This is a genomic window from Stenotrophomonas sp. YJH_SMC_14-1, assembly GCF_059372275.1.
Genome location: NZ_JCAFVK010000013.1, coordinates 26,770 through 39,216 on the forward strand (window position 1 = coordinate 26,770; position 12,447 = coordinate 39,216).

A 12,447-nucleotide genomic window follows, 5' to 3' on the forward strand; every position below is an offset into this window, starting at 1 on the left:
CGGCTCAGGCTGTGGGGCGACCGGTGTGCGGGGTGTGGATCAGTTCGGACAGATCGAAGCCCTGCAGGCGGGCGGTGGCCAGATAATGATCCTGCACGGTGGCGTCCAGCTGCGGTTCGCGGGCCAGCAGCCACAGGTACTTGCGGTCCGGGCTGCCGACCAGCGCCACGCTGTAGTCCGGAGCGACCTGGATCACCCAGTAGTCGCCCTTGGCGAACGGCAACCAGCGCAGACCCTTGGGCAGGAAGCTCACCTCCAGCCGCGCGCTGTCGTTGTCGATGGCACAGGCCTCGCCGGTGGCTTCCTCGACGTCGCCGTCCATGCGGCAGCGGTTGGTGACGCCGACGTTGCCGTTGTCGAGCAGGGTGTAGTGCGCCGACACGTCGGTGCAGCCTTCCGGCTCGTGGCGCATCGGCAGGCGTGCGATTTCGTACCAGGTGCCCAGGTAGCGGGGCAGCTTGAGGTCGGCGACGGTCTTCAGCGGCGGGTGGTCGGTCATCGGCGGTTGTGGCAGGGGTGGGCCTCCACGATGCCGATGGCCTTGCCATGGGCGGGTGAAGCCGGGGCGATGGCCGTGTCCAGAACGTTCCGTCGCCGCTGCGGCGTGCCCGTTGTCACCGGCGTGGCGGTATGCTGCCGCCAGCGCCGTGTTTTCCTGATCCAACCGAGGTGGAGGTGCCGATGTACCAGGTAATCCTGTTGAAGAGTGAATCCGCGTTCGCACGCGAGCAGTGGCCGCAGGTTGATGACCTGGTCGACTACGAGGGCGTCAGCTACAGCCTGCGTGCCGGCCCGCGCCAGCCGCTGCCCACCGACCACGACTGGCACCCGGTGGCGGTGTATGCGCCCGATGAGATCACCGAGGAAGAGTTCCAGGACTGGTACGCGCTGCAGCAGCCGGTCGTGGAAGAGCTGCGCCTGAAGTACTGACGCCAGGCCGTTATCGCCCCGTCGTGACCACCCCGCGCCATCACCCCGTCGAAGCTCCCATCGCGGTGGGTGTGGTCCTCTGCCCCACCATCCGGCCTTTACCGCCTGTGCCGTATAGTCGCGCGCAGGCGCGGTGGTCCGCGCGAAACGGTGTGGCTGGCGTGTCTTCTTTCCTGCGATCGATCCGTGCACGGGGGCCTTGGCTGGCCCTGCTGCTGTGCACTGCCTTCCTGCTGTCCGCACCGGTGCTGGCCCAGGATGAGGACCCCACGCCGAAGCAGCAACTGGCGGACATCGATTCCAGGCTGAAGGAGGTCGAGCGCAAGCGGGGCGATGCAGAGGCCATCGAGACACTGGCGATGCTGTCCGAGAATGCCTCGCAGGCCCGGCGCGATGCCGAAGCGCTGGAGAAGGCGTTGCAGCCGCAGCTGGATCGGATCAGCGAACAGCTGGCGCAGCTGGGCACGCCTGCGGAAGGCACCACCGAACCGCCGGAACTGGCCGCGCAACGACGCACCATCACCAAACAGCGCGACGGCCTGGCCGCGTCGGTAGCGCAGGCCAAGGCCAGTGCCGTGCGTGCCCAGCAGCTGGCAGCCGACATCGACCAGCAGCGCACTGCGCAACGCGCCGAAGACATGGGGAAGAAGGTCGCCTCGCCGTTGTCTCCGGCGCTGTGGAGCAAGGTGGCCGAGCGCCTGCCGATCGATATCGCACGCGTTGCGCCGTTGGCCGAGCAGGGGCGCGATACGTTTGTTGCTGGTGTCCGGGCCAATGGCTGGGGCACGCCGTTGCTGGGCCTGCTGGCCGCGCTGGTGATGATGTTCCCGCTGCGGCTGTGGCTGCGCAGGCTGGGGCGGCGCTTTGCGGCGTCCGAGCGTGCGCCGGACGGTCGCCTGCGGCGATCCGGCCTGGCCATGTGGCTGCTGCTGGTCGGTACGCTGCTGCCCGGCTATGCCGTGGTGGTGCTGATGGCAGCGCTCGATGCGATCGATGCAATCGCGCCGCGCCTGCAGGTGGTGGCCGACGGCCTGGAGACGGCCACCTTCCGCGCCGCCTTCATTGCGGCGCTCAGCGCGTGCATGCTGGTACCCAAGCGTCCGTCGTGGCGTTTGCTGAATCTGGATGACACCGCCGCACTCAAGCTGCGCAAGTACGCGTGGGGCGCGGCGGCGCTGGCCTGGCTGAGCACGGTGCTGGTCGCCCTCGATCAGGCCACGCGTACCAGCGACGTCACCACGGTGGCGCTGGACGGCCTGATTGCGCTGACCTACCTCGGCCTGATCATGGCCATGCTGGTGACCCTGGCACGCCTGCATCGCCGGCAGACCGCCGAGGCCGAGGCCAAGCTGGAGGCACAGGCCGATGGCGTGGGCGCGGCCACGCCGGTGCGTCGCAGCAGCTGGCTGGTACTGGCCCGGGTAGCGGGCAACATTGCGGTGGTGGCGGCCATCATCGCCACATTGCTGGGCTACCTGAACTTCGCCAAGTTCGTGAACCAACAGCTGATCGGCGGCAGCATCGTAGTGCTCGCCGCGACCCTGCTGTTCAAGTTCGTCGATGACCTGAGCACCTGGATGCTCAACGCCGACAGCAAGGTTGGCCAGACCATCCTGCTCAGCACCGGCCTGAGCGTATCGCGGCTGGAGCAGGCCGGCGTGCTGCTGTCGGCGGCGTTGCGTACCATCGTCGTACTGATCGCGCTGCTGGCCCTGGTGGCACCGTTCGGCAACATCGGCGCGGTGGTGGAGCGCTTCACTTCACTGTTCACGACCGGATTCGATATCGGTGGCACCAAGCTGGCACCGGCGGGGATCGTGTTGGCGGTACTGGCGCTGCTGGCCGGCCTGGCGATCACCCAGCTGGTGCAGCGCTGGTTGACCGACACCTACCTGCCCAAGACCGAACTGGACCTGGGCGCACGCAACTCGGTCAGTACCGTTGCCCGTTACGTGGGCATCATCATCGCGGTGATCTGGGCGCTGTCGGCCATGGGCCTGCAGTTGAGCAAGCTGGCGTTGCTGGTCAGTGCGCTGTCAGTGGGTATCGGTTTCGGCCTGCAGGTGATCACCCAGAACTTCGTCTCCGGCCTGATCCTGCTGGCCGAGCGCCCGGTGAAGATCGGCGACTGGGTGAAGCTGGGCGACCAGGAGGGCGACATCCGCCGCATCAGCCTGCGTTCGACCGAGATCCAGGTGGGCGACAAGTCGACGCTGATCGTGCCCAACTCCGAGCTGGTCACCAAGACCGTGCGCAACATGACGATGGGCAACAACCAGGGCCGCATCCAGATCCAGTTCGCGGTGCCGCCCAGCACCGATGTCGGCAACCTGCGGCAGGCGCTGCTGGATGCGTACACCGCGCATACCAACGTGCTGAAGCAGCCGGCGCCGACGGTCTACATCGACAGCATTGCCGGCGGCCAGATCACCATCAACAGCTTCGCGTACGTGGCCAGCCCGCGGCAGGTCTACGCCACCCGCAGCGATCTGTACTTCAGCCTGCTGCAGATACTGGCGGAGCGGAACATTCCGCTGTCGACCCCGACCGATATCCACATCACCCGCGATCCGCAGGAGTAGGGGTTTTTGCAGGGCTGCGCCCTGCACCCGCTACAAGCCGGAGCTACGGCAACGGCAACGACAAAAGCTGGTTTCCTGTGGGATGGCGGGGTGGGTCCGGTTGCGGGGGCCGCTGCAAGTACCCCTCCGGGGCCCGGCCCAGCCGCTGGCGGCTGCGCGTTCGGGCGGTTGCGAAGCAGTGCTTCGCAAGCGAAGCGCCCTCACCCATGTAAGCTCGGTCGCCGCATCCATGCGGCTCACGCCCCCGCAACCGGACCCACCCCGCCTTCGACAGTTTTCCGCGATCTTTTGGAATTGCTTTTGGGGTCAGATCCGTTTTCCTCCGGAAAACGGATCTGACCCCAGATTGATTTCGATATCTGACAGAAGTGTCGACCAAGGTCGACACCTACCGACAGCCGCAGGACTCTGTCAGAGGTGGGGCGGTGTCGGAGTGCGGGGTGTCAGCCGCATGGATGCGGCTGCCAAGCCTCCAGGGACGGATTTACGGCGTCCCCGCACTCCGACACCGCCCCGCCCAACCACGGAATGCACGCTGTCGCTGTTGCCGTTGCTCCGGTTTGTAGCGGGTGCAGGGCGCAGCCCTGCAAAGAACCCTACCCCCGCGGTCGGCCGCGCGAGGGCACCAGTGCGAACGTATCCACCGCCAGCTTCTCGGCATGATTCAACCACGCGCGGATCTCCAGATCATCCACTTCATGGTCCAGCCCGAACGACACGTTGATCTTGCCGTTGGCATCGGGCTGCACCCACTGCTGGGCCAGCACCACCTTGCGCTGCGAGGACACCGCCTCGATCCAGAAGCCGCGATCCGGGCGCGTGCTCGCCACCAGCTGCAGCATGTACTGGCCGGCGCGGGTGCGGCGACCCTTCTGGGTGATCATGTGCGCCTGGCGCACGCTCGGGCGCGGGCCCTGGAATGCGTCCAGCGGTGCGTCCACGGCAATGCCGCCACGCAGGTCGTTGTCGCGGTACAGCTTGATGCCGTTGTCACGGTTGACCAGCAGGGCGCACCAGTCGCCGTCGGCCGAGCCGTCCTCGAACGCGGTGCAGCGGTCGACATAGGCCAGGGTGTTGTCCGGGTCGGCATCATCGAACTGGCGCGAGGTGTTCTCCAGATACACGGACTTCAGGCCCCAGTCCTTGTCGTACTCCAGCAGCACCGGCGGCTGCACGTGCTGCAGGCCCACCACCACCTGGTCATCGCCGTCGATCTTCAGCTCGCGGGTCGGCTCACCCAGCCACAGCGAGCGGGCGAAGGCGAGGTACTGCCGGTAATCTCGGCCGCCATCACGCTGGGTGGCCACGCTGGCGCTGGGCGCGCGCTGGGTATCGATCAGTGAACGGCCAAAGCCCATCGTCTTCAGGTTCGGGTCCAACAGGCTGAGCAGGGTCGCACCCGAATCCAGGGTGGTGCCGGCGTCGGCGCTGAGCTGCTGCGGCGCAATGCCATCGCCCAGGAACAGCAGCAGGTTCTCGCGCTTCTGCCGGGTCAGGATGTGGGTCAGATCGTTGGGCATCGCCAGGTGGTCGGAGGCGATCACGATCAGCGTGTCCTTGCCGTACGGGCTGGCCTGGATGCGTTCGACCAGCTGCGAGATCAGCCGGTCACTGCACTTGAGCGCGTTGAGCATGTTGATGTTGCCGTACTGGCTCTGGTAGCGCTCGCCCTTGCACGACACCGGCAGATGGCCCGCCGGGTGGTGGGTGTCCATGGTGAGCGTGGTGAGCATGAACGGCGAGCCGGCGCGCGAGAGCTGTTCGAAGCGCTGGTAGGCGGTATCCAGCAGCACGTCGTCGTGCACGCCCCAGGCGGAGTAGTGGATGCGTCCGATCTTTTTCTGCTGCTTGAACCAGGCGAGGTCATGCACTTCGTCAAAACCGTGGCTGGCCAGGAACTGGCCCTTGCCGGCGAACTGGCCGTTGGCCCCGCCCAGGTAATGGTTGGTATAGCCCTGCTGCTTCAGGTAGTCGCCCAGGCACACCGCCTTGGGCAGGAAGCTGCCCATCCGGTCCATGCTGTTCTCATCGCCCTGCGAAGTGGTCAGCGGCACGCCGCACATCGACGACACCAGGCCGGCAATGGTCCAGCCGCTGCCCTCGGCCGAGGCCAGGTTGCGCACGTCCAGCGACTCGGACGCCAGCCGGTTGAGATTGGGCATCAGGCCCGGGAATACGTTTTCGTCCAGGTAGGTGCGCTCCAGGCTCTCGCCGTAGATCCAGACGATGTTGCGCGGGCGCTGCAGCGGCTGCGTCGGTACCTGGTATTCGGGGGCGATGCGGGCGAAGTCGACCGGGCGCAGCTGCTGGTACAGGCGTTGGCCGTCGCGGGCCAGCGGGCTGATCATGATCGTGGCCACCCACACGGCCGCGAAGCCCGCGAACAGCACGCCACCGTGGCCGGGCCGGCGCCAGCGCTTCACCCGCGTGGCGAACAGCGGCAGCAGCGAGACCAGCGCCAGCACGATGAAGCCGGCGATGTAGCCCTTGAAGTCGGAGACTCCGGCGCCTTCCATGTCGGCGCCGAGGTGGTACAGCGTGGCGGCGTTGAGCCCATCACCGGACAGCTTGTCGATCAGCCACCATGCGCTGAGCGTGAGCAGCAGCAGCGAGAACGCACTGGCCTTCCACCACACCCATTTGCCGGACGCGAGGAACAACCAGCACAGCAGCAACAACGACAGCAGCAGTATCCAGAGCATAGGCAGCTTCGGCAGTGACGGGGTGGTGGTGATGGACGTCGTACCGACGCGTGTCCATCCGACCGGCGCTGCCGCAAGCACATGCATGTGACAGGCCGATGACCCGATAGTGCATGCACGAACCTGACTGAAATGTTTGTTGAAATGACGCGCGCGAAATCGCGCTCAGAAGGTAAAACGAGCGTGAAAGGCTTCGTTGGATTGCATTAAAAACCGCATGAATACGGGTGTTTTCGTAGATTCGCTAGCGATGCCCGCGCTCTTCGCGTGCCCGCGCGCGACGATCGAACAGCAATGCACTGGTCACGATGCCAAGGCCGAGCACTACGCCGATGAACAACAGAATCAGGGCGATGAGCGGGTAGCCGAACAGATGCCAGCCGGTGTCGATCTTCATCATCATCGCGGCGGCCATGATCAATGCCGCGCTGATGATGCCGGCCGCCACGCGGTTGGCGATCTTCTGCAGGTTCTCCATCAGCCGCGATTCTTCCAGGCCCGTCACCTTCATCTGCAGACGGTTCTCGGCCAGCAGCGCCATGATGTCCGACAGCTTGCGCGGCCCATCGCGCAGCAGCTGCTGCAGCTCCATCGCCTCGCTGGCGATGTTGGCTGCCGACAGGGACTTCTTCAGGCGCGCACGCATCACGTGCTGCAGCTGGCGTTCGACGATACGGCGGGTATCCAGGTCCGGTGCCAGCAAGCGGCATACGGTTTCCAGGTTGAGCAGCGCCTTGCCGAGCAGGCTCAGTTCCGGCGGGGTGCGCAGGCCGCAGGCGGTGGCGATGCGCACCATGTCCAGCACCACGCGGCCTTCGGAGAAACTGCCGCTGGCGGCGTAGCGCGCGATCAGCTGGCCGGTCTCGCGCAGGTAGCGCTCTTCGTCGAAGGCCTCCAGCCGCGTGCTGATGCTGATCAGATCGTCGGCTACTTCCTCGCCACGGCCATCGACTGCGGCGAACAGGATCTTCAGCAGCCGCTCGCGCAGGCGCGGCGGCATGTGCGCGACCATGCCCAGGTCGAAGATCGCCAGCCGTCCATCGGGCATCACCCGCAGGTTGCCGGGGTGCGGGTCGGCGTGGATCTCGCCGTGCACGAAGATCTGGTCCAGGTAGCCGCGGATCAGCGCCGCCGCCAGCGGGTCCATCGATTGTTCGGTGCGGCGCACATCGGGAATCGCATCCACGCGCACGCCGGTGGCCAGTTCCATGGTCAGCACGCGCTGGCTGCTGTAGTCCCACAGCGGCTGCGGAATCCACAGGCGGCGGAACGGCTTCAGGTGTCGGCCGAAACGGGCCAGGTTCTCGGCCTCGGCGTGGTAGTCCAGCTCCTGCATCAGGGTCTTTGCGAACTCGTTGAGCCAGTCGCGCAGGCGCACGCGGCGGCCTACCTGGGTCAGGTGGTCGGCGGCCAGCGCGAAGCTGCGCAGCGCCTCCAGGTCCGAGCGAAGTTGTGCAGCCACTTCAGGCTTCTGCACTTTCACTGCCACCTGGCGTCCGTCGTGCAGCACCGCGCGATGCACCTGCGCGATCGAGGCACAGCCCAGCGGTTCGGGATCGAATGAGGCGAACAGCTTGTTCACCGGTGCGCCCAGCTCCTGCTCGACGATCGCATGGATGCGCTCGACCGGAATCTCGGCCACCTTTTCCTGCATGCGCTCCAGGGCTGTGGCGAACTCCACCGGCACCATGTCCGGGCGCGTGGATAGCATCTGGCCCAGCTTGACGAAGGTCGGGCCCAGCGCTTCCAGATCGCTGACGAACTGTTCCGGGTTGCCGTCCGCGGGAACGTCGGCTGGATTGCCTGCGGCATCCAGGTTCATGCCCGAGAACACCCCTGAATGGCGATAGCGCATCAGCAGGCGCAGGATCTGGCTGCGCCGGTTCATGCCTTTGACCAGCGGAGGATTGCCATTGGCGGTGGGCGGATTGCTCAAGCGGAACTCCCATGCGACGAAGACAGGTAGCGCCGGCCACGGGCCGGCGATGTCCGGATTCCGCAGTGTCGCCGGGGGGCGGTGGGCACGCGGTGAATCCGACGTCTTCCGCAGTCCACACCGGATCGGTCAGAATCCGCTCATTCCCTCTCTGGACTTCCCATGGCCGGTGCCAGCCTGTTCGCCCTGCTCGACGATATCGCCACCCTCCTCGACGATGTCTCGGTCCTGACCAAGGTCGCGGCGAAGAAAACCGCCGGCGTGCTGGGCGACGACCTGGCGCTGAACGCGCAGCAGGTCACCGGGGTCAACGCCAACCGCGAACTGCCGGTGGTGTGGGCGGTGGCCAAGGGCTCGCTGGTCAACAAGGTGATCCTGGTGCCCGCAGCATTGGCGATCAGTGCGCTGGAGGCCTGGCTGCACAGTCGCGGCTGGAACGTGCCGCTGATCGTGCCGCTGATGATGATCGGCGGCGCGTTCCTGTGCTTTGAGGGCGTTGAGAAGCTGGCGCACCGGTTCCTGCACTCAGCCGAGGACGACGCCGAGCATCAGGCCGAGCGGCGCAAGGCGCTGGCCGACGCGCAGGTGGACATGGTGGCGTGGGAGAAGGACAAGGTGAAAGGCGCGATCCGCACCGACTTCATCCTCTCGGCCGAGATCATCGTACTGACCCTGGGCGTGGTCGCCACGGCATCGTTCACCAACCAGCTGGTCACGCTGGCCGTGGTTGCACTGGCGATGACGGTCTTCGTCTATGGGCTGGTGGCGGGCATCGTGAAGCTTGATGACGTCGGCCTGTACCTGTCGCGCAAGGGTGGGGCCGTGGCCGCCTTCGGTCGCGGCCTGGTGGCCTCGGCGCCGTGGCTGATGAAGTTCCTGTCGGTGGCCGGCACCATTGCCATGTTCCTGGTGGGCGGAGGCATCCTGGTGCACAACGTACCGGCGCTGCACCACGCAGTACAGGCGATGGGCGGCGAGGGGCAGTGGGGCTGGCTGGTCAGCGCGGTGGGTAACATGGTGGTCGGCATCATCGCCGGCGCCATCGTGCTCGCGGCCGTGACCGGGTTCCAGAAGCTGCGCGGCAAGTAATCACCGGCGGGTCGCAAGGTAGAGGCCGACCTTGGTCGGCGCTTCGTTTCCTGCGTGTGCCAACCAAGGTTGGCACCTACCAAAGCGGTTCGCGACGGGCCGGACGGTCAGCCCGCCTGCACGCGGTTCTTGCCCTGTCGCTTGGCCGCATACAACGCGTCATCCGCACGGCGCAGCAAAGCCTCGGTATCGTCGCCCGGCTGCCATTGCGCCAGCCCGGCGCTGAAGTGCACCGGCACGCGCCGGTCCTGCACGGTCAGCACACGGTGCGCCAGTGAGCGTTGCAGGCGCTGCACGGTGGCCATGCTGTCGGCACCCTGGGTTTCCGGCAGCACCAGCACGAACTCGTCGCCACCCAGCCGTGCGATGCCGTCAGTGGCGCGCAGCAGCAGCCTGCAAACGGCCACCAGGTGCTGCAGCAACGCATCGCCGCCGGCGTGGCCGTACGCCTCGTTGGTCAGGTGGAAATCATCCAGGTCGATCACCGCCACGCCCAGCGGTGAGTTGTTGCGCGCAGCACGCGCCAGTTCACGCTGCAGCAGTTCGTCCAGGCCGCGGCGGTTCAGCGCCTGGGTCAGCGGATCGATGCGCGCCAGGTCACCGGCGGCGCGCAGCTCCTGCTCAAGCTCGGCAATGCGTTGCTCTGCACGTTCCACTTCCTGCCGCGCATTGGCCAGGTGATCGCGGGCCTGTGCAGCCTGCTGCTGGACCTTGCCGGTGTCGCGCATCACGTCCTGCAGCAGCTGGTTGAGGTCGGCGATGCTGCGCGCTTCGCGCAGCTGCAGCGCGTAACTGCCGATGCGGTCGTGGTATTCACCGGTGCTGGTGGCCATGCCATCCATGCGCTCGATGAACTCGCCCATCAGCCCGCGCATCGCGGCCTTCGAATCGTCGATGCCCTGGCGCAGCAGGCCCTGCTTGTAGATCACTTCGCGCAGCTCGGCGCGGGTTCGCTCGACGGCCTCGGCCTCCAGCGGCCCGTCCAGCAGCTGGCGTACCGCGGCGATCTGGCCCTGCAGCCAGCTGCGGTCGTCCAGCAGCTCGCTCACGTTCTCCAGCAGCAGCGCGAACAGTTCCAGCAGCAGTGCCTGCTGCTCCTGCCAGCTCTCGGCGCGCACGCCGACCTGGTGGCCGAGCTCGCGCACGCCCTGTTCGATCGGTTCCAGTGCCGTGCCCGGCTGCCACTGGCGCAGGCGCATGGCCAGCGCCTGTGCCTGCTCGCGCAGGTCCGGGTCGTGCTGCAGCAGGGCTACCACCGCCCCACCCAGCAGCAGCCGCAGCTGCTCGGACAGGCGCAGGCTTTCCGGCTGGCCGTCCGGCGAATGCTGCTCGATGGTGCGGATGTACTTGTCGATCAGCTGCCGCATCGCGCGGCCGTAGCGCGGCCAATCGGCGCTGGCCTGCGCCGATTGCAGGCGGTCACCCATGTCACCCAGTTCGCCGGGCAGCGTGGCCATGCCGTTGGCGAACGCCGCCAACAGCGGTTCCGGCGCGTCTGCGCCTGCGAACAGCTGCTGCAGGGCCACGCCACCGCCGCCCTGCAGCACCACGCGGTCACCCAGCCCATCGTCCACCACCGCACGCACGCGTGCCGGCGGCCCAAGGGCAGTACCGGGGGCAGGGCGGTGGTCGGGCTGGTCCGTCATGGAGCGAATCCTGGGGCTGGCAGGGGCAGGTTCCAGCATATCGGCGCGGCTGCCGATGGCTTGAACGGCTACGATGGGCGACAGGATGCCGCAGTGGAGGTGGTGATGCGCGTGATGTTGCTGGGGGCGACCGGCCTGGTCGGCGGGCTGACCCTGTCCCGGCTGCTGGACGACCCGCGCTGCAGCGCTGTGGTTGCCCCGACCCGCCGCCCGCTGGCGTTGACCCACGGGAAGCTGGAGAACCCGGTGCTGGCCTTCGACGCGTTGCCCACTTCGCCCGAATGGGCGCGCGTGGACGCGATCATCTGCGCGCTCGGCAGCACCATTGCCCAGGCCGGCAGCCGCGAGGCTTTCCACCGCATCGACCATGACTACCCGCTGGCGTTCGGACAGCTCGCACAGGCACAGGGCGCCCGGACCTATGTGCTCAATTCCGCGGCCGGCGCCAACCCGCAGTCGTCGATCTTCTACAGCCGGGTGAAGGGCGAGCTGGAACGCGATCTTCGTGCGCTGGGCTTCAGTTCGTTGACCCTGGTCCGCCCAGGGCTGATCGGGGGCGAGCGCAACGAGGTCCGCCGCGGCGAGCGCTTGGCACTGAAGGTACTCGGCGTGCTGGGGCCGGTGTTGCCACGGGCATGGCGGATCAACCCGGCGAGCGAGATCGCCAAGGCACTGGTCGAGTCCGCGCTGGCCCCGCAGCCGGGTGAGCACGTGGTTGCATCGAGCGCACTGGTCGGCTGATGTCACGTGCGCTGCGCCTGACCCAGTTGCTGCAGCTGCTGCGCCGCCATCGGCGGCCGGTGGCCGGGCAGACGCTGGCCGAAGCGCTGGGCATCAGCCTGCGCACGCTGTACCGCGATATCGAGACCCTGCGTGAGCAGGGCGCTGACCTGCGTGGCGAGGCCGGCGTTGGCTACCAGCTGGCGCCGAGCGACACCCTGCCACCGATGACCCTGCCGCCGGCCGAGATCGATGCGCTGGTGCTCGGCCTGCGCTGGGTCGCCGCGCGCACCGAGCCGGCGCTGGCCGAGGCCGCACGTGATGCCCTGGCGCGCATCGCGCATGTGCTGCCAGCAGCGCGCCGGGAAGCCTTGCGTGACAGTGGCCTGCGCGTTGGCCCTTCGCGCGCTGCGGCCAAGGTGCCGGCTGCGCGTCTGCAGGCCGTGCGCGAAGCAGTGGGTTCACAGCAGCGCCTGAAGTTCGGCTACGAGGATGCGCACGGCCAGCGCAGCGAGCGCATCGTCTGGCCGTTCGCGCTGGGCTACTTCGATGAGGTGCCGATGCTGGCGGCGTGGTGCGAGAGCCGCGAGGATTTCCGCCATTTCCGTCTGGACCGCATCCGCCAGGCGCGTGTGCTGGAGGATCACTACCTCGTGCCACGCGCCACCCTGCTGCGACGCTGGCAGAAGGCGCAGGGCATCGCACCGGACTGGCTGGACCGTTCGTAGCGTCGGGCTTGCTCGACCGTCCTTGCACTTCGCTTTCTGCTGCTGGTGCGATGGGTTGGCGGCTTTTGCTCTCTGCTCCTGGTAGGGGTCGAGCTTGCTCGACCGCCTTTGATC

General features: G+C 67.1%; 8 protein-coding genes and 1 pseudogene. 5 read left to right on the forward strand and 4 right to left on the reverse strand.

All coding sequences use genetic code 11. The features are described 5' to 3' along the window. Window positions 1-4: 4 nt before the first annotated feature. Complete coding sequence (locus tag AC5P9P_RS19445) at window positions 5-499, reverse strand: lipocalin family protein (protein WP_012481467.1); 495 nt, start codon at window positions 497-499, stop codon at window positions 5-7. 182 nt (window positions 500-681) lie between these two features. Between AC5P9P_RS19445 and AC5P9P_RS19450 the strand changes: the two genes are divergently transcribed. Both AC5P9P_RS19450 and AC5P9P_RS19455 read left to right on the forward strand, forming a co-directional pair. Then, window positions 682-930, forward strand: coding sequence for a hypothetical protein (locus AC5P9P_RS19450; RefSeq protein WP_033834858.1), 249 nt, complete (start codon window positions 682-684; stop codon window positions 928-930). A 152-nt stretch (window positions 931-1,082) separates the two neighbouring features. Then, window positions 1,083-3,512 carry a DUF3772 domain-containing protein gene (locus AC5P9P_RS19455; RefSeq protein ID WP_049397258.1) on the forward strand — a complete coding sequence of 810 codons (2,430 nt, stop codon included), beginning with the start codon at window positions 1,083-1,085 and terminating at the stop codon, window positions 3,510-3,512. Window positions 3,513-4,108: 596 nt separating this feature from the next. Here the strand turns inward: AC5P9P_RS19455 and AC5P9P_RS19460 are convergent. After that, the gene (locus AC5P9P_RS19460) at window positions 4,109-6,214 is read right to left on the reverse strand and encodes a phosphoglycerol transferase I (RefSeq protein ID WP_495233039.1); all 2,106 of its coding nucleotides are present in this window, start codon (window positions 6,212-6,214) and stop codon (window positions 4,109-4,111) included. A 244-nt stretch (window positions 6,215-6,458) separates the two neighbouring features. Then, a pseudogene (locus AC5P9P_RS19465) lies at window positions 6,459-8,105 on the reverse strand (ABC1 kinase family protein); the annotation flags it as partial. Between the two features lie 207 nt (window positions 8,106-8,312). On the opposite strand from AC5P9P_RS19465, the gene AC5P9P_RS19470 reads away from it, so the two are divergent. After that, window positions 8,313-9,239, forward strand: a complete 927-nt coding sequence (locus AC5P9P_RS19470; protein WP_005411357.1) for a DUF808 domain-containing protein — start codon at window positions 8,313-8,315, stop codon at window positions 9,237-9,239. A 107-nt stretch (window positions 9,240-9,346) separates the two neighbouring features. Here the strand turns inward: AC5P9P_RS19470 and AC5P9P_RS19475 are convergent, their stop codons facing one another. Continuing rightward, window positions 9,347-10,885 carry a GGDEF domain-containing protein gene (locus AC5P9P_RS19475; protein ID WP_111109161.1) on the reverse strand — a complete coding sequence of 513 codons (1,539 nt, stop codon included), beginning with the start codon at window positions 10,883-10,885 and terminating at the stop codon, window positions 9,347-9,349. 105 nt (window positions 10,886-10,990) lie between these two features. Between AC5P9P_RS19475 and AC5P9P_RS19480 the strand changes: the two genes are divergently transcribed. Beyond that, window positions 10,991-11,626 (forward strand): Rossmann-fold NAD(P)-binding domain-containing protein, encoded by a 636-nt coding sequence (locus tag AC5P9P_RS19480; RefSeq protein WP_495233040.1) that lies wholly within the window; start codon window positions 10,991-10,993, stop codon window positions 11,624-11,626. Then, on the forward strand, window positions 11,626-12,333 hold the full coding sequence (locus AC5P9P_RS19485) for a helix-turn-helix transcriptional regulator (protein WP_049454149.1): 708 nt from the start codon (window positions 11,626-11,628) through the stop codon (window positions 12,331-12,333). Before AC5P9P_RS19480 ends, AC5P9P_RS19485 begins: the two co-directional genes overlap by 1 nt. Window positions 12,334-12,447: the final 114 nt, after the last annotated feature.